Raw genomic sequence first — 19,661 nt, forward strand, 5'->3', positions numbered from 1 at the left:
CGCGCGGGTCGAGGACGACGGTGTCCGCCCGTACGGTGTCGTACGTGCGGTCACTGCGGACCGGCGCGCCTGCTGCCAATAATCGTGGCGAACGAGAGCACGGGGGCAGTCTGGCACAAGCCGCCCCCGCGCTCCTCGTGCGTCTCAGGATGCGGGCGGTGGGTGGTCAGCGCAGGCGGCGGACGAAGCCGTCGTAGTGGCCGTTGGAGTCGTCCGGGACCAGCTGGGCGGAGGCGCTGCCGAGGCCGATCCGCCGGGCTCCCGCACTCAGCGAGAAGACCGTCACGGCGGCGTCCGTCACGGGTCCCGAACCGGTGGACTCGCTGACCAGCCGGGTGGCTCCGGTGCGCAGGTCGCGGAGGTAGACGTTGGCCGGGCCCGGCCGTCCGTCCGCGAGACGCGGCTCCGCCCGGTAGGCCAGGTACCGCCCGTCGGGGCTGAGCAGGGGTTCCTGGGGCCGGTACTCGCCGGCCGGACCGGGATCGACGCGCCGGGTGACGTCGTCCCGCAGATCGCGGACGTACAGGTGGATGCCGTCCCCGGGTTCCTCGCCGGGGACCAGGTCGTCGCCCCAGTACTGGAAAGCGACGGTCCGGCCGTCGGCCGAGAGCGAGGCGGGCAGGGCGTACCGCTGGGCCGGGGAGCCGTCCGCCCGGACGTTGACCCGCTCCTCGGTGCCGGTGCGGCGGTCGTGCACCCAGGTGGCGCCGTGGGAACTGCGCGGCACCATCTGGGTGTACGCCACGAAGGCGCCGTCGGAGCTGATGTCGTGCAGCTGGGTCTGGTCGGTCGGGCGGTCCCGGTTGCTGACCCGCTCCACGGCGCCGGTGCGCCGGTCGAGGACGTACACGGCCCCGAAGAGGTCGCCGGGGCCGCTCTCCATGCGGTCGGCCTTGGCGGAGAAGGCGATGTGGCGGGCGTCCGCCGACATGACGGCACCGCCCGCGTAGGCGGACCCGCCGTCGAGGCCGGTACTGATCCGCTCGGTGCGGCGGGTGCGGCGGTCGTGCAGGTAGATGTCGTACACCCCGGTGTCCGCCGGCGGGTTGTCCCAGTGGACCAGGTTCCCGGCCTGGGAGCGGAAGAGGACGTACCGGCCGTCGGCGCTGATCCCCAGCGCGGTGGAGTCGCCGTCGGCCTGGGTGCCGCCCGGACCGACGCTGACCCGCTCGACGGTGCCCTTGCGCAGGTCGCGGACGAAGACGTCCGCGAGCCCGTTGGTGTCGCCGGGCACCAGGTTGGAGGCGTCCGCGCCGAAGGCGGCGAACCGCCCGTCGGCGCTCAGCAGGGGGCCGTACGCGGCACCGTCGGCCTGCTCCCCCGTCGCCGACAGCGTGACCCGCTCGGTGTCCGGCCTCTGTGCCGGCCCCGGTGCCGATACCGCCGAGGCCGCCGACAGCACGGCCATCGCCCCCGCGATCACCGCGACGGACGCCCCTCGTAACGCTCTGCGCATGCTTCCCCCCAGTTCCCCCGTGTCCCCGTGACCCGGATCCCCCGTGTCTCCGTGGACGACGCTCCCCCCGGCCCCGCGCCGCGGGCTGCCCAGAGCCAACCGCACCTGCGGCCGGGGGGTCAATCCGCCGTTCTGAGTACAACCCGGGCACGGGTTCAGGCGTCCGCGAGGAACCGCCCGGCCGTCGCTACGCCAGCTTGTGCATCCAGCCGTGCTTGTCCTCGGCCGTGCCCCGCTGGATGTCGAGCAGCGCCTGGCGCAGGCGGAGGGTGACCTCACCCGGCTCGCCGCCGCTCTGCTGCCACTGCGCGCCGTCCCGCTTCACCGTTCCCACCGGGGTGATGACCGCCGCCGTACCGCAGGCGAAGACCTCGGTGAGGCTGCCGTTCTCCGAGTCGCGCTGCCACTGCTCGGCGGAGACCCGCTCCTCGACGGCCTCGTACCCGAGGTCACGGGCGACACCGAGGAGGGAGTCGCGGGTGACGCCCTCCAGGATGGAGCCGGTGAGGGCGGGGGTGACGATCTTGTCCCCGTACACGAAGTACAGGTTCATGCCGCCGAGTTCCTCGACCCACTTGTGCTCCACGGCGTCGAGGTAGCAGACCTGGTCGCAGCCCTTGGCGGCCGCTTCGGCCTGGGCGAGCAGGGAGGCCGCGTAGTTGCCGCCGGTCTTGGCGTCGCCCATGCCGCCGGGGACGGCGCGGACCCGGTCCTCGGAGACCCAGATGGAGACCGGCTTCACGCCGCCGGGGAAGTAGGCGCCGGCCGGGGAGGCGATGACCAGGAACAGGTACTCGTTGGCGGGCTTCACACCCAGCCCGACCTCGGTCGCGATCATGAAGGGGCGCAGGTAGAGGGACTCCTCGCCACCGTGCGCGGGCACCCATGCCTTGTCCTGGGTGACCAGGGCGTCGCAGGCGGCGATGAAGGTCTCGACCGGCAGCTCGGGCATGGCGAGGCGGCGGGCGGAGCGCTGGAAGCGTTCGGCGTTCTTCTCGGGGCGGAAGGTGGCGACGGAGCCGTCGGGCCGGCGGTAGGCCTTGAGACCCTCGAAGATCTCCTGCGCGTAGTGCAGCACGGTGGTCGCCGGGTCGAGGGAGATCGGCGCGTACGGGACGAGCTGGCCGTCGTGCCAGCCGCGGCCCTCGGTCCACTTGATCGTCACCATGTGATCGGTGAAGTGGCGGCCGAACCCGGGACTGGCCAGGATCGCCTCGCGCTCTGCGTCGCTGAGGGGATGGGCGGAGGGCTTGAGCTCGATCGTGGGCGTCGTCATGAGTGGTTGTCCTTCACCGGTTGTAGTGACGGGCCGCGCACACGCCCGTACGGCCGGTGGCCTGTACTAGGACGTCCGAGCATTCCCTCATTCCGCGGCTCCGCGTTCGATTATCGCCCGGAGGCGACGGCGGAAGGAACAGGTGATGGCGGCCCGGTGGTCGATGATGGCACCCGGCGGGGACAGGAGAAGCCGCCGGGTGCGGTGGTGACCCGGCGGCTTCGAATGGTTCGAGTGAGCGCGCCGGGTCAGCCGGCTACTCGTGCGGCGAGCGCGTCGCCGATCTCCGAGGTGCTGCGGGCGGGCAGGTCGCCGCGCTCCGCGAGGTCGGCGGAGACGGCGTCCTCGATGCGGGCGGCCTCGGTCTCGTGACCGAGGTGACGCAGCAGGAGGGCGACGGACAGGACCGTGGCGCTGGGGTCGGCCTTGCCCTGGCCGGCGATGTCCGGGGCCGAGCCGTGCACGGGCTCGAACATGGACGGGAACGCGCCGGAGGGGTTGATGTTCCCGCTCGCGGCGACGCCGATGCCGCCGGAGACGGCCGCGGCGAGGTCGGTGATGATGTCGCCGAAGAGGTTGTCGGTGACGATGACGTCGAAGCGGGCCGGGTCGGTGACCAGGTAGATGGTCGCGGCGTCGACGTGGATGTAGTCGGTGGTGACCTCGGGGTACTCCTCGGCCACCCTGTTGAAGACGTTCGTCCACAGGTGGCCGGCGAAGGTCAGCACGTTGTTCTTGTGGACCAGCGTGAGCTTCTTGCGGGGCCGGGCCTGGGCACGGGCGAAGGCGTCGCGGACCACGCGCTCGACACCGAAGGCCGTGTTGACCGAGACCTCGGTGGCGACCTCGTGCTCGGTGCCCTTGCGGATGGTGCCGCCGTTGCCCGTGTAGGGGCCCTCGGTGCCCTCGCGGACCACGACGAAGTCGATCTCGGGCTGGCCGGCGAGCGGGGTGGCGACACCGGGGAGGAGCTTCGACGGACGCAGGTTGACGTGGTGGTCGAAGGCGAAGCGGAGCTTGAGCAGGAAGCCGCGCTCGAGGACGCCGGAGGGGACCGAGGGGTCGCCGATGGCGCCGAGCAGGATGGCGTCGTGCCGCTTCAGCTCGTCGAGGTCGGCGTCGGTGAGGGTCTCACCGGTGGCGTGGTAGCGCCTGGCGCCGAAGTCGTAGTCCTTGGTCTCCAGCTTCACATCCTGCGGAAGGACGGCGGAGAGGACCTTCAGGCCTTCGGCCACGACCTCCTGGCCGATGCCGTCACCGGGGATCACTGCGAGATTGATGCTGCGAGACATGCGGGCACCCTACTCCTCGTCCCACGGGATGACATACGGCGTCCGGCATACGGACGCCGTGGGCGTGTCAGTGGCCGGTCGAGCCGCCGTTGTCCCGGCGGTCGAGGGCGCGCTGGAGGGCGGCCGCGGCGTTCTTGCGGTCGGATTCGCTGGTGCGGGAGGTGTGGCGGACGCGGCGGCGGACGGTCGTCTCGGCCATGATGCATCGACTCCTTGGGCATACGTGGAGTGCGGAAAGGGGGTACGAGACGCCGAGTGGGGCGGGGAGCGGCGGACCGCAGGGATTGCCTGCACGGGTCCGGCTCACGACCGCCTTCCGCTCGATCGAGCGGGACGTTCGGCTCCTACAAAAGTAAGGGAGCCCGGTGCTTCTGTCTGCACAATTACTCGGACTTCCTACTATCTGAGACGGTGGACCCGGTCACACCGCTCCGACCTGCGAAAAGGCCGGACGGGCCAGGTCGGGGGGAGACCTGGCCCGTCCGGGGTCGGGTGGGCGTCAGCCCATGTGGGGGTAGGTGTAGTCGGTCGGCGGGACCAGCGTCTCCTTGATGGCGCGGGTCAGCGTCCAGCGCATCAGGTTCTGCGGCGCACCGGCCTTGTCGTTGGTGCCGGAGGCACGGCCGCCGCCGAAGGGCTGCTGGCCGACGACGGCGCCGGTCGACTTGTCGTTGATGTAGAAGTTGCCGGCCGCGTAGCGCAGCTTGTCCATCGTGTACGCGGCGGCGGCGCGGTCGTTCGCGATGACCGAGCCGGTCAGGGCGTAGTCCGACACCGACTCCATCTGGGTCAGCATCTCGTCGTACTTCTCGTCGTCGTAGACGTGCACGGCGAGGATCGGGCCGAAGTACTCGGTGCGGAACACCTCGTTCTCCGGGTCGTCGCACTCGATGACGGTCGGGCGGACGAAGTAGCCGACCGAGTCGTCGTAGGAGCCGCCCGCGACGATCGTGCAGGACGGGTCCTCCTTCGCGCGGTCGATCGCGGCCTTGTTCTTGGCGAAGGACCGCTCGTCGATGACGGCGCCGATGAAGTTGGTCAGGTCGGTGACGTCACCCATGGTGATGTAGTCGACCTCGGCGGCGAACTCCTCCTTGAAGCCGTCGTTCCAGATCGACGCCGGGACGTACGCGCGCGAGGTGGCGCTGCACTTCTGGCCCTGGTACTCGAAGGCACCGCGGGTCAGCGCGGTCTTGAGGATCGCGCGGTCGGCGCTCGGGTGGGCGACGAGGAAGTCCTTGCCGCCGGTCTCGCCGACCAGACGCGGGTAGGTGCGGTACTTCTCGATGTTGTTGCCGACCGTCTTCCACAGGTGCTGGAAGGTCTTGGTCGAGCCGGTGAAGTGGATGCCGGCCAGGTCACGGTGCTCGAGGGCGACCTCGGAGACCGCGATGCCGTCGCCGGTGACGAGGTTGATGACGCCCTTGGGCAGACCGGCCTCCTCCAGCAGCTGCATCAGCAGCACGGCGGCGTGGGTCTGCGTCGGGGACGGCTTCCACACGACGACGTTGCCCATCAGCGCCGGCGCGGTGGGCAGGTTGGCGGCGATCGCGCTGAAGTTGAACGGCGTGATCGCGTAGACGAAGCCCTCCAGCGGGCGGTGGTCCATGCGGTTCCACACGCCCGGCGAGTTGGCCGGGGGCTGCTCGGCGAGGATGCCCCGGGCGTAGTGGACGTTGAAGCGCCAGAAGTCGATCAGCTCGCAGGGGCTGTCGATCTCGGCCTGCTGCGCCGTCTTGGACTGGCCGAGCATGGTGGAGGCGGCGATGGTCTCGCGCCAGGGGCCGGACAGCAGCTCGGCGGCGCGCAGGATGATCGCCGCGCGGTCGTCGAAGGACATGGCGCGCCAGGCGGGCGCGGCGGCGAGGGCCGCGTCGATGGCGTCCTGGGCGTCCGCCTGCGTGGCGTTGGCGTAGGTGCCCAGGCGGGCCTTGTGGTTGTGCGGCTGCACGACGTCGAAGCGCTCGCCGCCGCCCATCCGCCGCTCACCGCCGATGGTGCAGGGCAGGTCGATCGGGTTGTCGGCCAGCTCCTTGAGCTTGGCCTCCAGCCGGGCGCGCTCGGGCGACCCGGGGGCGTAGCCGTGCACCGGCTCGTTGACGGGGGTGGGGACCTGGGTCACAGCGTCCATGGGTGGCGTAACTCCTTGTCGTGAGCGGTGTTGTGGCGTCAGCCCTTGGTGATCATGCTTCGGGCGCTGTGCTTTCCCGGGGGACACCCCCGGACCCCCGGCCGGAGCCGGGGCCGCGGCACAGCCGAGTTGTCTCAGCCACGGCTGATCATGCTCCGCGCGAAGAACTGCAAGTTCGCAGGCTTCTCAGCCAGACGGCGCATGAAGTAGCCGTACCAGTCGGTGCCGTAGGCCGTGTAGACGCGCATGCGGTGGCCCTCGGCGGCCAGTCGCAGGTGCTCGTCGCTGCGGATGCCGTAGAGCATCTGGAACTCGTACTCGTCGAGCTTGCGTCCGGCGGTGCGGGCCAGTTCCTGGGTGATGGAGATCAGGCGCGGGTCGTGGGACCCGATCATCGGGTAGCCCTCGCCCTCCATCAGCGTCCGCAGGATCCGCACGTACGCCTTGTCGATCTCGTGCTTCTGCTGGTAGGCGACCTCTGCGGGCTCCTTGTAGGCGCCCTTCACCAACCGTACGCGACTGCCGGCCGCGGCGAGGCGGCGCGCGTCCTCCTCGGTGCGGAAGAGGTAGGCCTGGATGACGCAGCCCGTCTGCGGGACGTCCTTGCGGAGCTCCTCGTGGATGGCGAACATCGAGTCCAGGGTGGTGTGGTCCTCCGCGTCCAGGGTGACCGTGGTGCCGATCTCGGCGGCGGCCTCGACGACCGGGCGGACGTTGGCGAGGGCCAGCTCGTGGCCGCCGTCCAGCGCCTGGCCGAACATCGACAGCTTCACCGACATCTCGGCGCGGGTGCCGAGCTCCAGCGGCTTGAGGCGGTCGATCAGCTCCAGGTACGCGTCCCGCGCGGCGGCGGCCTGCTCGGGGGTGGTGATGTCCTCGCCAACGACGTCCATGGTGAGCTCCAGGCCGTTGCCGGTGAGCTCCCGGATGATCGGCAGGACCTCGTCGACGGTCTCGCCGGGGATGAAGCGGTCGACGACCTGCTTGGTGACCGGGGCCGCCGAGATCAGGCGTCGCATCCGGTCGCTGCGCGACGCGGCGAGAATCACGGGACCCAGCACGGGGCACCTCCAACAAGCTGCATGAGGCCGTCACCCGACGTTTCGGGTACGGCACGGAGAACCACCGTGAAACCTACGGATGCCCCCGATCGTGGGCCATCGACAGCTGTCACGCATCCGTGCCACGGATCTCAGACATGTGTATGAGGAGTCCGGGAATTTGCGGCAGAATGCCCGGGTGACGTCGGAATACAGGGACGACTACCAGGAGCTGGTGGACGAGATCTCGGAGCTGCTGGGCGCTCCGGCGACCCTGGAGAACCGTGACTTCGAGCTGATCGCCTTCGGGGCGTACGACAGCGAGGGCGACCTCGATCCGTCCGCGCTGGACCCGGTGCGCACCCGGTCGATCCTGACCCGCCGTTCGACGGCCGCCGTCCGTGCCTGGTTCGAGGGGTTCGGCATCACGCGCGCGACCGGCCCGGTGCGCATCCCGCGGACCCCGGAGGCCGGAGTGCACCGCGGACGCATCTGCCTTCCGGTACGCCACCGGGGTGTGGTCCTCGGCTACGTCTGGCTGCTGGACTACGACCCGGGGCCGTCCGGGCAGCAGCTGGACGCGGCCATGCGGGTGACGGGGCGGATCGGCGCGCTGCTCGCGGACGAGGCGCAGCACGGCGCCGACCTGACACGCGAGCTGCGGGCGGTGCTGACCGCGGAGCGGGAATGGCAGCGGGAGATGGCGGTCGCCGAGCTGCGCACCGCCCTCGGCGGCCGGGCCGACGGCCCCCACACGGTGGTCTGTGTCGCCCCCTGGCCCTCCGCCGACCCCGAGGACGCCCCGTCGGTGCGTACGGTGCCGGGGGCGACGGCGCTGTGCACCCTTGCGTGGGGCGGCTCCCACGCGTCCGCGGCGGTGGCGGGCAAGCCGGCCCTGGCCCTGTTGCTGCGGCTGCGTTCGGCGGATGTCACGGCCCCCGCGACGACGGCCGCCGCGCGGCTGCTGGAGCGGGCGCGTCCCGGCGGCCCGGGCGGCGGTCCCGCGGTGGCCGCCGGGATCGCCGTGCCCCGCGTGGGCCTGGCGGACCTGGGCACCGCGTGGCGGGAGGCGTCGGCGGCGGCGCGGGCGGCGCTGGCCGAACCCCGGCTGGGGCCGATCGCCGAGTGGGCCTCGATCGGCCCGTTCCGCCTGCTGACCGCGCTGCCCCCGGTGGCCGCCCGGGATCCCGCCGTCCGCCCCCTGCTCTCCCCCGCGCAGGCGGAACTGGCCCGCACCGCCGAGGTGTACCTGGACTGTGCGGGCCAGGCCGGCCGTGCGGCGGCCGAGCTGGGCATCCACCGGCAGACGCTCTACTACCGTCTGTCGCGGATCGAGAAGCTGACGGGCCTCGACCTCGACGACGGCGAGGCCCGGCTGCTGCTCCACATGGCGCTCAAGGCGGCCCGGCTCTGACCCGCCCGCCGCACGGCCGCGCCGGTCAGGTGCGGTAGGCGTAGTACGCGGCGTTCGGGTACGAGGCGATGACGCTCGCGACCGAACGGCGGTGCGTGTTGGTGGAGTGGTAGGTCAGGTACGGCACGCCCTGACTGCTGCGGTGGGTGACGATCATCGTGTGGTCCTTGGACCCGTCCCGGTCGAAGTCCACCTGCAGCACGTCGCCGACGTCCATCTGGTACACGTTGGCGAGGCTGGTGGCGCGCTCGGAGTTCAGCGCGAACCAGGACCACTCGTTGACCCCGATGAACGAGTGCGACTGGATGGTGGCGTTGCCGAACCACCTGGTGTAGTCGTACACATAGCCGGGCACGTGCTTCCAGCCGCCCGCCTTGAGGGCCTGGCTGACGAAGTTGGTGCAGTCGCCGCCGGCGCCCTGACCGTCGAAGCTCGGGTAGTCCGGGTTGTAGTCCCGCCAGTGCTTCTCCGCGTAGGCGGCCATCGCCTTGTAGTCGTACGCGCCGCCCGTGAGGTCCTTCGGGGCGGCCGGCGCGGGCCGCGTGATGGCCGCGCGCGGGGACGACGGGGTGGTGTTGGCGGCGGCGGTGGTGGAGGCCGACGCGGTGGGGCGGGGCGCGGGCTCGACCTCCGGCTGGTCCGGCTGGTTGACCGCGAGCTGGTCGTCGCCGGTCTCGCGGATGCCGGTCAGGCGCCAGTCGCCGCGCCGGTCCGCCTGGAAGGTCAGCCGGTGGTTCGCCTGGAACCCGGTCGTCCTCGGCTCGTCGCCGCGGACCTTCTTGTACGTCAGCGTCGTGGTCTCGGTGACGTCGACGACCGCCCTGCGGCCCTCGACCCGGGTGCGGTTCAGGGTGACGGTGGTGTCGGCGGCGCTGTACTTCTCGCCGTGCCTGGCCAGCCGTTCCCTGCGGTCACCGAGCCGGTCCAGTGCCTTGTCCTCGGTACGGGCGGTCCCGGAGGACAGCGCGACCCTGCCGGAGAAGCCGTCGGTCTTCGGCTTCTTTCGCGCGCCCGGCCGGTCGACCAGCGCGTCGGTGCGGTCGGTGAAGACCGCGTCCGCCAGCCGCTGGAACGTCGCCTTGGTCCGGGCGTCCACCTCGGGCTCGGCCGTGGTGGCCGCGCCCGCACTCCAGTTGGGAAGCAGCGCCGCTCCCGCGATGGCCGATGCGGCGGCCGCCGTGAGTATGGTCGCGCGACGCCGGGTCGGGCGCAGCTTTCTTGACTTCACTGAAACTCCCCTCTTACCGGCGGAGGATGCCGGGGTAAGCGGAGTCTCGCACGCCGTATGTGACTGATGTGAAGAGGGTGGCGCCCACATTCACGCGGTAGTTACCGGACCGTCACCAGTGCCCGTACGCACCGGTGCCGGCCGCGGTGCCGGTCACTTCACGACCGTGGACCAGTCCGGCGACTGCGCCGGGTCAAGACTGCGCAGCCGCTGCAGCGTGGCCGGGTCCTGGGCGTCCATCCAGTCCGTGAGTTCCCTGAACGACACGCACTTGACGTCCTTCTTGGTGCACACGTTCTTGATGACCTCCTCGACGGCCTTCATGTAGATGCCGCCGTTCCACTCCTCGAAGTGGTTGCCGATGAACAGCGGCGCCCGGCTGCCGAAGTAGACGCGGTTGAAACCCGCCATGTAGGTGTCGACGGTCTCCTTCTGCCAGCGCGGGTACTGGGCGGGGTCGCCGTCGGTCTCCCCGTCGGACTGGTTGTAGAGGAAGTTGAAGTCCATGGACAGCCCCTGGTACTTGCCACCCTCGTACGGCAGCATCTGGAGCGGGAAGTCCCAGATGCCTTCCTTCTTCACCGGCCAGATCTGGAAGTCACCGGCGGAGCTCGCGTCGTAGCGCCAGTCGTAGTCCTCGGCCGCCTTCAGCAGGTTGGCCTGTCCCTCCAGGCAGGGGGCACGGCCGCCGATGACCTCCTTCTCGATGTCGAAGGGCAGCGGATCGATGTCGGTGAAGCCGGTGTTGGTCTTCCACTTCTTCACGAACCCGTAGAACTGGTCGATCTCGCTCCTCCACTCCTCGACGCTCCAGTCGCCGCCGCCCTTCTCGCCGCAGAAGTGGCCGTTGAAGTGGGTGCCTATCTCGTGGCCGTCCTTCCAGGCACCGGAGAGCTGTTCCAGGGTGGTGCGGATGTGCTCGTCGGTGGGGAGGCTGATCGCCGCGCTGCCGGTGGCGTGCTGCGGCGGATCGTAGAGGTCCCTCTTGGTCTTGGGCAGGAGGTAGATGCCCGTGAGGAAGAAGGTCATGTGGGCGTCGTACTTCTTGGCCGTCTCCCGGAAGTGGGCGAAGAGCCCGTCGTCGCCCTGGAGCGCGCCGTCCCAGGAGAAGACCACGAACTGGGGCGGTTTCTGCCCGGGCTTGAGCGGCTCCGCCTTCAACTGGTTCTTCTGGGGGCCCGTGTAGGAGGTCGATCCGTCACCGATCACCTTGGTGCGGCCGTCCCACTCCGGCTCCTCGCTCGCCCGCACGTCCGACCGGCGCGGCGCGTCGTCCTTGGCGGACGCGGTCGGGGCGGTGGCGTCGTCGCCGGAGAGCGCGAGGTAGCCGCCGAGGAGGGAGGCGGCTGCGAGGGCCGCCGTCAGGGTGAGGAGTTGTCGGCGGGCGGGACGGCGGGTTGCTGGGGCCTTGCGGCGGCGGCCCGACGGCTGCTTCATCTGCGACTCGACCTCTTGGGACAGGGGACGGTGGGCTGGGTGCGGTGGCTGGTGCGGTGCGGTTCCGGCGGCACCGGCGGCTCAGCCGCCTGGTCTGAGGGCACTCGACCAGATGCCGTACGGAACGCTGTCAGCGGGTGTGCCGCCGAGGCCCTCCAGCGGCAGGGGTTCGAGACTCTCGGTCAGATCGATGCGGTAGACGACCACCGCGGTGGCCGCCTCGCCCACGCTGCCGGCGTACCAGGCGGCGGTGTCGTCCTCGGTCGTGCCGATCTTGCCGGCGACCCCGGCGGGAGCGTCCTCGTGGGCGGTGCGGTAGGCGTCGGTCAGGGCGGACTGGACCTCGCGCGCGGTGCCGGCGCTCATCGCGCGGCGGACGGCCGGCCGGGGCAGGTGCACCTTGTGGCCCTGGCGGGTGATCTTCCGTACCGAGTACGGCTCGGTGTGCACCCCGTCGGCGACGAACGTGGCGTAACCACTGGCCATGCGGATGGCACTGGGCCGGGCGCTGCCGGTGGCCAGGGCGGGCACCTGGGCGCCGATGCTGGAGGGGAGCAGCCCCGCTGCCTCGGCGGTGGCACGCACCTTCTCCAGCCCGGTGTCCATGCCGAGTTGCATGAACGGGGTGTTGACGGACAGGGCCAGCGCCCGGTGCAGGGAGATCTGGCCGTGGGACTTGCCACCGTCGTTGCGCGCGGCCACCTTGCGGCCGCTGCGGTCCCAGTAGGGGCCCTCGGGCGTGGTGACGGGGACGCGGTCGTCGCCGTTGTAGAGGGTCTCGCCGCTCACCGGCGTGGTCCCGCCGTCGCGGGTCCTGCGCACCCCGTGCTCCAGGCCGGCCGCGTACACGAACGGCTGGAACGCCGAACCGGCGGGCACGGTGGTCGCGTTGGACTCGTTGTAGCCCTGTTTGCGGTGGTCGGGGCCGCCGTGGACGGCGAGGATCCGGCCGTCGGCGGCGATGGTGGCGGCACCGTAGTGGGCCGCCTCGGCCGCTTTGGGATGCTCCTTCCGGCCCTTCTCGCGGGCCTTCGTGACGGCGTCGGTGAGACTGGCCTCGCGCTTCTTGTCGAACGTCGTGTAGATCTGGTAGCCGCCGAGGTCGAAGTCCCGGTCGGAGATCTTCGCGGTCTTCTTGACGTACTGGGCGGCGAGTTCCACCAGGTAGTCGCTCTGCTCACCGGTGGCGTACAGCGGGTTGCTCTTCAGCGGCTCGGGGAACTCCCGGTACTTGGCGCGCTCCTCGGAGGACAGCTTGCCGATCGTCACCATCCGGTCGAGGATCCACGACCACCGCTCCACCGCCCGCTCGCGGTTGGCCGCGCTGAGCGTGGGGTCGTACAGGCCGGCGCCCTTGAGCAGGGAGGCGAGGAAGGCGGCCTCGCTGACGTTCAGCTCCTGGACCTCTTTGCCGTAGTAGGCCTGCGCGGCGCGCTGGATGCCGTAGGTGCCGCGGCCGTACCAGCTGGTGTTGAGGTAGCCCTCGAGGATCTTGTCCTTGCTCATCTCGTTGTCGAGCTTGAGCGCGATCATCGCCTCGTCGAACTTCCGCCCGATCGTGCGGTCCTGGTTGAGGTAGACGTTCTTGACGTACTGCTGGGTGATGGTGGAGCCGCCCTCGGTCTCCCCCCGGCCGAAGGTGCGGAACACGGCGCGGGTGATGCCCGACACGGAGATGCCCGGGTCGCTGTAGAAGCTGTCGTTCTCGGCGGCGAGCACCGCCCAGCGGACGTCTTCGGGGATCTCGTCCAGCGGCATCGCCTGCCGCTGCACCCAGCCGGTACGGGCCAGGGGGGTGCCGTCCGCCCAGAAGTACACGTTGTCCTGCTGGATGGCGTGCGTGTTGAGGTCCTCCGGGATGTCGGTGGTGGCGTAGGCGACCACCAGGAAGAGGGTGCTCAGGCCGAAGGAGGCGAGGAAGCCCCCGAGCGTCTGCCGCCAGGAGGGCACCCAGCGACGCCATCCCGTGCGGCCCGGCCGGGGGTAGTGGGGGCGCAGCCGGCGGGCGTACGGACCGAGCAGGGCGACGACGGGGCCGAGGACGGGCTCCAGCCGGGCGGCGACGGGACGGAGGACGGGCGCCAGCCGGGCGCGGAGGGCCGCGGTGCGACCGGCGGCGGGCTTACGGGCGGCCCTGCGGGACGGCCGGGCGGCGGGCGTCTCCCGCTCGGGTATGCCGCTCTCGGGTATGCCCCCCTCGGGCACCCGCAGCTGCATGGTCTCGTCCACGGCCGCCCGCAGCTGCTCGACCCCCAACTGCATGGTGGCGTCCGGCGCGGGCGGCGGCGTCTCGCCGTCTCCGTGCTCCTCGTCCCCCTGGCCAACCCGGGTCATGCCCGTGCCTCCCTCCGCACATCGCGCGGCCGCCTGGGCGACCGCACGAACATACGAGAGCCGAGGTCCGCGGCCACGACACCGGCCACGCCCCCGCTCCCCCCCGTTTCACGAACATCACAGCGCACACAAATTACTAACACTCTGACCATATAAGTTCGACAGGCTTCCAGGGTGAGATGGCGAGGCGCTCATCACGTCACCCGGCCCGCGCTCTCCAGAACCAGGCACGGACGGGCGGCACGCCCTCCGCACCGGGGGAGCGGATCGAAGATCCACCGGGCGACGAGCCCGGCGTCAGGGTCATCCCGAGCCCGACAAGGATATCCGCAGTCCCGCGGAGGGTGTCCGCGTCTCGCGGCGACGGCGGGACCCGGTACGTCGTCGCGGTCACCGTCGGCCTGCTCGCTGTGGTTCGTCGACACGGACGCGCTGGTACCGACCCTGGTCGCCTGCGGTGTGGGGATGCGGGGGGCGGCGGTGCCCGCGTCGGTCACGCTGCGCCGGGTGCGGGTACGAGAGGACACGCGCGCGTGCACGGAAAACGCCGGACAGGCGGCTCTGCACAGCCCGTCCGGCGTTCGACGACAGGCCCGTTCGGCGGATACGGGCCCGAAGAGGTCAGACCAGGTTGACCGACCGGGCGGAGGTCGCCCCGATCTCCGCCGACAGTTCGGCCAGCACCCCGGTGGACACCGTGTCGTCGACCGTCAGCACGGCGAGCGCCTCGCCGCCGACCGTCGCGCGCGCGACCTGCATGCCGGCGATGTTGATGCCCGCCTCGCCGAGGATGCGGCCCACGGTGCCGACGACACCCGGACGGTCCTCGTAGCGCAGGACGACCATGTGGTCGGCGAGGGCGAGGTCCACGTCGTACTCGCCGACCGCGACGATCTTCTGGACGTGCTTGGGGCCGGCCAGCGTGCCGGAGACCGCGATCTCCTCGCCGTCGGAGAGGGTGCCGCGCACCGTGACGACGTTGCGGTGGTCGGCCGACTCGGAGCTGGTGGTCAGCCGCACCTCGACACCGCGCTCCTGCGCGAACAGCGGGGCGTTGACGTACGACACCGTCTCGTCGACGACGTCCTCGAAGACACCCTTGAGCGCGGACAGCTCCAGCACCTTCACATCGTGCTGGGTGATCTCGCCGTACACCTCGACGTCGAGGCGGACCGCGACCTCGCCGGCGAGCGCGGTGAAGATCCGGCCGAGGCGCTCGGCGAGCGGCAGACCCGGCTTGACGTCCTCGGCGATGACCCCGCCCTGCACGTTCACCGCGTCCGGGACCAGTTCACCGGCGAGCGCGAGGCGCACCGAGCGGGCGACGGCGATACCGGCCTTCTCCTGGGCCTCGTCGGTGGAGGCGCCGAGGTGCGGGGTGCAGACGACCTGGTCGAACTCGAACAGCGGGGAGTCGGTGCACGGCTCCTTCGCGTACACGTCGAGGCCGGCGCCGGCGACGCGGCCCTCCTTGAGCGCCGAGTACAGCGCCTCCTCGTCGACGATGCCGCCGCGCGCGGCGTTGATGACGCGCACGCCCGGCTTGACCTTGCGCAGCGCCTCGTCGCCGATGAGGCCGAGGGTCTCGGGCGTCTTGGGCAGGTGGACGGTGATGAAGTCGGAGACCTCGAGCAGCTCGTCCAGCGACAGCACCTTGACGCCCATCTGCGCGGCCCGCGCGGGCTGTACATAGGGGTCGTAGGCGACGACCTTCATGCCGAAGGCGGACATGCGCTGCGCGACGAGGGCGCCGATGCGGCCCAGGCCCACGACACCGAGGGTCTTCTCGGCCAGCTCGACACCCGTGTACTTGCTGCGCTTCCACTCGCCGTTCTTCAGCGCGGCGTTGGCCTGCGGGATGTTGCGCGCGGTGGCGACGATCAGACCGCAGGCGAGCTCGGCGGCGGTCACGATGTTCGAGGTGGGGGCGTTGACGACCATCACGCCGGCCTTGGTGGCGGCGGAGACGTCGACGTTGTCGAGGCCGACGCCCGCGCGGGCGACGACCTTCAGCTTGTGCGCGGCCGCGATCGCCTCGGCGTCGACCTTGGTGGCCGAGCGGACCAGGATCGCGTCCACATCGGCGATGGCCGGGAGCAGTTCGGCGCGGTCCGCGCCGTTGCAGTGGCGGATCTCGAAGTCAGGGCCGAGTGCGTCGACGGTGGCGGGCGACAGCTCTTCAGCGATGAGTACGACGGGTTTCGAGCTCACGTGAGTCCTCACAAGTCCAATGCGGACGGCCGTCCCGACGGCCGCAGGCGGTGAAGAAGTGCTAGCCGCGTGGAAGACGCACGACGCTGTGGGCCTGACGCGTTTGCTGACAGCAGTCTAGTGGCGCGGGGCGGGTCGTCTTGCGCCTCTGCGGATTGATCACCGGTTCGGCCCCGTGGCGCGAGCGGGGCACGGGGCAGCGCCCCGCGACGGCACCCGGAACCGGCGGCACCGTCGCGGGGCGCAGGGGCTCACGCCTCTTCGTCGACCCAGCTCATCAGCTTGCGCAGCTCCTTGCCGGTGGTCTCCAGCAGGTGCTCGGAGTCCTGCTGCTTGTACTCGTTGTACTTCTTCAGACCGCCGTGGTACTCGTCCATCCACTGCCGCGCGAAGGTGCCGTCCTGGATCTCGGCGAGGACCTTCTTCATCTCGGCCTTGGTGGCGTCGGTGATGATGCGGGGACCGGTGACGTAGTCGCCCCACTCGGCGGTCTCGGAGATCGACCAGCGCATCTTCTCCAGGCCGCCCTCGTACATGAGGTCCACGATCAGCTTCAGCTCGTGCAGGCACTCGAAGTAGGCGATCTCCGGCTGGTAGCCGGCCTCGGTCAGGGTCTCGAAGCCCGCCTTGACCAGCGCCGCCGTGCCACCGCACAGGACGGCCTGCTCGCCGAAGAGGTCGGTCTCGGTCTCCTCGGTGAAGGTGGTCTTGATGACGCCGGCGCGGGTGCCGCCGATGCCCTTGGCGTACGACAGGGCCAGCGCGAAGGCGTTGCCGGAGGCGTCCTGCTCGACGGCGGCGATGCAGGGAACGCCGCGGCCCTCCTCGTACTGACGGCGCACCAGGTGGCCCGGGCCCTTGGGGGCGACCATGCAGACGTCCACGCCGGCCGGGGGCTTGATGAAGCCGTAGCGGATGTTCAGACCGTGGCCGAAGAACAGGGCGTCGCCGTCCTTCAGGTTGTCCTTGATGTGCTCCTCGTAGACCTGGGCCTGGATCGGGTCCGGGACGAGGATCATGATGACGTCGGCCTCGGCGGCGGCCTCGGACGGGGTCACCACGCGCAGGCCCTGCTCCTCGGCCCTGGCCTTGGACGTGGAGCCCTCGTGCAGACCGACGCGCACGTCGACGCCGGAGTCGCGCAGCGACAGGGCGTGGGCGTGGCCCTGGCTGCCGTAACCGATGACCGCGACCTTGCGGCCCTGGATGATGGACAGGTCGGCGTCGGCGTCGTAGAACAGCTCGGCCACTTTGGGTTCTCTCCTTGAGTGCAGGTGTTGCGTCCCACCGTATGACGGCGGGGGGAGGGGAAGTTTCGGAGTCTCGGAATACGGGCGGCCGGTGTCGCGGCCGGCCGCCCGGTCCCTGTCTTACGCCGACCGGTCCAGAGCGCGCAGCGACCGGTCCGTGATCGAACGGGCACCGCGTCCGATCGCGATGGTGCCGGACTGGACGAGCTCCTTGATGCCGAACGGCTCCAGCATCTTGAGCATGGCGGACAGCTTGTCGCTGCTGCCGGTGGCCTCGATGGTCACGGCCTCCGGGGAGACGTCCACGGTCTTGGCGCGGAACAGCTGGACGATCTCGACGATCTGGGAGCGCGTCTCGTTGTCGGCGCGCACCTTCACCAGAACGAGTTCGCGCTGGACGGCCTGCCCGGGTTCGAGCTCGACGATCTTCAGCACGTTGACGAGCTTGTTGAGCTGCTTGGTCACCTGCTCCAGCGGGAACTCCTCGACGCTCACCACGATGGTGATGCGGGAGATGTCCGGGTGCTCGGTGACCCCGACGGCGAGGGAGTCGATGTTGAAGCCGCGGCGGGAGAACAGGGCGGCGATCCGGGCCAGGATGCCGGGGGTGTTCTCCACCAGGACGGAGAGCGTGTGCTTGGACATGATGTGCTTCCTTTACGGCTCTCAGTCGTCTTCGTTGTCGCCGAAGTCGGGGCGGACGTCCCGGGCGGCCATGATCTCGTCGTTGGAGGTGCCGGCGGCGACCATCGGCCACACCATCGCGTCCTCGTGGACGATGAAGTCCACGACGACCGGGCGGTCGTTGACGGAGTTGGCCTCCTCGATGACCTTGTCGAGGTCGGCGGGGTCCTCGCAGCGGATCGCGTAGCAGCCCATGGCCTCGGACAGCTTCACGAAGTCGGGCACCCGGGTGCCCGCGCTCTTCTCGGCGGTGTCCGCGCCGGGGCCGGAGTGCAGCACCGTGTTGGAATACCGCTGGTTGTAGAAGAGGGTCTGCCACTGGCGGACCATCCCGAGGGCGCCGTTGTTGATGATGGCGACCTTGATCGGGATGTTGTTCAGGGCGCAGGTGGTGAGTTCCTGGTTGGTCATCTGGAAGCAGCCGTCGCCGTCGATCGCCCAGACGGCGCGGTCGGGCGCGCCGGCCTTGGCGCCCATGGCGGCCGGGACCGCGTAGCCCATGGTTCCGGCGCCGCCGGAGTTCAGCCAGGTGGCGGGCTTGTCGTACTCGATGAAGTGCGCGGCCCACATCTGGTGCTGGCCGACTCCGGCGGCGAAGATCGTGCCCTCGGGCGCCAGCTGCCCGATGCGCTCGATGACCTGCTGCGGGGAGAGCGAGCCGTCGCCGGGCTGGTCGTAGCCGAGCGGGTAGGTCTCGCGCCAGCGGTCGAGGTCCTTCCACCAGGCCGTGTAGTCGCCCCGGTTGCCGTCGGCGTGCTCCTTCTGGACGGCCTGGATGAGGTCGGCGAGGACCTCGCGGGCGTCACCGACGATCGGCACGTCGGCGGCGCGGTTCTTGCCGATCTCCGCCGGGTCGATGTCGGCGTGGACGATCTTGGCGTACGGAGCGAAGCTGTCCAGCTTGCCGGTGACGCGGTCGTCGAAGCGGGCTCCGAGGGCGACGATCAGGTCGGCCTTCTGCAGCGCGGTGACGGCGGTGACCGAACCGTGCATGCCCGGCATCCCCACGTGCAGCTCGTGGCTGTCGGGGAATGCGCCGAGTCCCATCAGGGTGGTGGTGACGGGAGCTCCGGTGAGTTCCGCGAGGACCCTCAGCTCGGCCGTGGCGCGGGCCTTGATGACGCCGCCGCCGACGTAGAGCACCGGGCGCTTCGCGGAGGTGATCAGCTTGGCGGCCTCGCGGATCTGCTTGGCGTGCGGCTTGGTGACGGGCCGGTAGCCGGGCAGGTCCATGGCGGGGGGCCAGGAGAAGGTGGTCTTCGCCTGGAGGGCGTCCTTGGCGATGTCGACGAGCACCGGGCCGGGGCGGCCGGTGGAGGCGATGTGGAACGCCTGCGCGATCACCCGCGGGATGTCCTCGGCCTTGGTGACCAGGAAGTTGTGCTTGGTGATCGGCATGGTGATGCCGACGATGTCCGCCTCCTGGAAGGCGTCCGTGCCGATCGCCTTGGAGGCGACCTGGCCGGTGATCGCGACCATCGGCACCGAGTCCATGTGCGCGTCGGCGATCGGGGTGACCAGGTTGGTGGCGCCGGGTCCGGAGGTCGCCATGCAGACGCCCACCTTGCCGGTGGCCTGCGCGTAGCCGGTGGCCGCGTGGCCGGCGCCCTGCTCGTGCCGGACCAGGACGTGACGCACCCGGGTGGAGTCCATCAGCGGGTCGTAGGCGGGAAGGATCGCACCGCCGGGAATGCCGAATACCGTGTCGGCGCCGACCTCCTCGAGAGAGCGAATGAGGGACTGGGCTCCCGTGACGTGCTCGACGGGGGCGGACTGTCCTCCGGATCGGGGCCGGGGCTGCGGGTGATGGGCCCCGGTGGCCTGCTCGGTCATCGGCATTCTCTTCTCGATGCTGAGGGTTTTTGCGAAGTTCGTGCGGGTTACGCGTGCTGCTCGGCAGGTGCCTGT

The 19,661-nt window shown here is 70.5% G+C and carries 14 protein-coding genes; 1 reads left to right on the forward strand and 13 read right to left on the reverse strand.

Annotation, left to right across the window (positions count from 1 at the left end; genetic code table 11):
- Positions 1-166: 166 nt before the first annotated feature.
- The 6 genes from ACZ434_RS16525 to ACZ434_RS16550 all read right to left on the reverse strand — a co-directional run bounded on the left by ACZ434_RS16525 (position 167) and on the right by ACZ434_RS16550 (position 7,216).
- A complete protein-coding gene (locus ACZ434_RS16525; RefSeq protein ID WP_468456214.1) occupies positions 167-1,456 on the reverse strand; it encodes a TolB family protein in 1,290 nt (429 codons plus the stop codon).
- A gap of 187 nt (positions 1,457-1,643) precedes the next feature.
- Positions 1,644-2,732: a branched-chain amino acid aminotransferase gene (locus tag ACZ434_RS16530; protein ID WP_468456217.1), complete on the reverse strand. Its 1,089-nt coding sequence runs from the start codon at positions 2,730-2,732 to the stop codon at positions 1,644-1,646.
- 248 nt (positions 2,733-2,980) lie between these two features.
- Positions 2,981-4,024 (reverse strand): 3-isopropylmalate dehydrogenase, encoded by a 1,044-nt coding sequence (locus ACZ434_RS16535; RefSeq protein WP_468456219.1) that lies wholly within the window; start codon positions 4,022-4,024, stop codon positions 2,981-2,983.
- A gap of 67 nt (positions 4,025-4,091) precedes the next feature.
- Positions 4,092-4,223 (reverse strand): hypothetical protein, encoded by a 132-nt coding sequence (locus tag ACZ434_RS16540; RefSeq protein WP_106982032.1) that lies wholly within the window; start codon positions 4,221-4,223, stop codon positions 4,092-4,094.
- 300 nt (positions 4,224-4,523) lie between these two features.
- Positions 4,524-6,155, reverse strand: a complete 1,632-nt coding sequence (pruA, locus tag ACZ434_RS16545) for an L-glutamate gamma-semialdehyde dehydrogenase (protein WP_468456221.1) — start codon at positions 6,153-6,155, stop codon at positions 4,524-4,526.
- A gap of 134 nt (positions 6,156-6,289) precedes the next feature.
- The gene (locus ACZ434_RS16550; protein WP_468456223.1) at positions 6,290-7,216 is read right to left on the reverse strand and encodes a proline dehydrogenase family protein; all 927 of its coding nucleotides are present in this window, start codon (positions 7,214-7,216) and stop codon (positions 6,290-6,292) included.
- 160 nt (positions 7,217-7,376) lie between these two features.
- Here ACZ434_RS16550 and ACZ434_RS16555 point away from each other — a divergent pair, with 160 nt between their 5' ends.
- Positions 7,377-8,609 (forward strand): PucR family transcriptional regulator, encoded by a 1,233-nt coding sequence (locus tag ACZ434_RS16555; RefSeq protein WP_468456225.1) that lies wholly within the window; start codon positions 7,377-7,379, stop codon positions 8,607-8,609.
- A gap of 25 nt (positions 8,610-8,634) precedes the next feature.
- On the opposite strand, the gene ACZ434_RS16560 is transcribed toward ACZ434_RS16555, so the two are convergent.
- The 7 genes from ACZ434_RS16560 to ACZ434_RS16590 all read right to left on the reverse strand — a co-directional run bounded on the left by ACZ434_RS16560 (position 8,635) and on the right by ACZ434_RS16590 (position 19,592).
- Complete coding sequence (locus ACZ434_RS16560; RefSeq protein WP_468456227.1) at positions 8,635-9,837, reverse strand: amidase domain-containing protein; 1,203 nt, start codon at positions 9,835-9,837, stop codon at positions 8,635-8,637.
- A gap of 153 nt (positions 9,838-9,990) precedes the next feature.
- Positions 9,991-11,274, reverse strand: a complete 1,284-nt coding sequence (locus ACZ434_RS16565; protein WP_468456229.1) for a polysaccharide deacetylase family protein — start codon at positions 11,272-11,274, stop codon at positions 9,991-9,993.
- An 81-nt stretch (positions 11,275-11,355) separates the two neighbouring features.
- Positions 11,356-13,608 (reverse strand): transglycosylase domain-containing protein, encoded by a 2,253-nt coding sequence (locus tag ACZ434_RS16570; protein ID WP_468456231.1) that lies wholly within the window; start codon positions 13,606-13,608, stop codon positions 11,356-11,358.
- Between the two features lie 621 nt (positions 13,609-14,229).
- Positions 14,230-15,819, reverse strand: coding sequence for a phosphoglycerate dehydrogenase (gene serA / locus ACZ434_RS16575; RefSeq protein ID WP_468456233.1), 1,590 nt, complete (start codon positions 15,817-15,819; stop codon positions 14,230-14,232).
- Between the two features lie 251 nt (positions 15,820-16,070).
- Positions 16,071-17,069, reverse strand: coding sequence for a ketol-acid reductoisomerase (gene ilvC / locus ACZ434_RS16580; protein ID WP_468456235.1), 999 nt, complete (start codon positions 17,067-17,069; stop codon positions 16,071-16,073).
- A 120-nt stretch (positions 17,070-17,189) separates the two neighbouring features.
- The gene (gene ilvN / locus ACZ434_RS16585; RefSeq protein WP_030216544.1) at positions 17,190-17,714 is read right to left on the reverse strand and encodes an acetolactate synthase small subunit; all 525 of its coding nucleotides are present in this window, start codon (positions 17,712-17,714) and stop codon (positions 17,190-17,192) included.
- Between the two features lie 21 nt (positions 17,715-17,735).
- On the reverse strand, positions 17,736-19,592 hold the full coding sequence (locus ACZ434_RS16590) for an acetolactate synthase large subunit (RefSeq protein ID WP_468456237.1): 1,857 nt from the start codon (positions 19,590-19,592) through the stop codon (positions 17,736-17,738).
- Positions 19,593-19,661: the final 69 nt, after the last annotated feature.

It is taken from the genome of Streptomyces sp. NPDC030893 (assembly GCF_055571535.1).

What these genes read in the sequence shown, in the direction of transcription:
- ACZ434_RS16525 (WP_468456214.1), bottom strand. Translation starts at nt 1,456, where the DNA reads ATGCGCAGAGCGTTACGAGGGGCGTCCGTCGCGGTGATCGCGGGGGCG.
- ACZ434_RS16530 (WP_468456217.1), bottom strand. Translation starts at nt 2,732, where the DNA reads ATGACGACGCCCACGATCGAGCTCAAGCCCTCCGCCCATCCCCTCAGC.
- ACZ434_RS16535 (WP_468456219.1), bottom strand. Translation starts at nt 4,024, where the DNA reads ATGTCTCGCAGCATCAATCTCGCAGTGATCCCCGGTGACGGCATCGGC.
- ACZ434_RS16540 (WP_106982032.1), bottom strand. Translation starts at nt 4,223, where the DNA reads ATGGCCGAGACGACCGTCCGCCGCCGCGTCCGCCACACCTCCCGCACC.
- pruA (WP_468456221.1), bottom strand. Translation starts at nt 6,155, where the DNA reads ATGGACGCTGTGACCCAGGTCCCCACCCCCGTCAACGAGCCGGTGCAC.
- ACZ434_RS16565 (WP_468456229.1), bottom strand. Translation starts at nt 11,274, where the DNA reads ATGAAGCAGCCGTCGGGCCGCCGCCGCAAGGCCCCAGCAACCCGCCGT.
- ACZ434_RS16570 (WP_468456231.1), bottom strand. Translation starts at nt 13,608, where the DNA reads ATGACCCGGGTTGGCCAGGGGGACGAGGAGCACGGAGACGGCGAGACG.
- ilvN (WP_030216544.1), bottom strand. Translation starts at nt 17,714, where the DNA reads ATGTCCAAGCACACGCTCTCCGTCCTGGTGGAGAACACCCCCGGCATC.
- ACZ434_RS16590 (WP_468456237.1), bottom strand. Translation starts at nt 19,592, where the DNA reads ATGCCGATGACCGAGCAGGCCACCGGGGCCCATCACCCGCAGCCCCGG.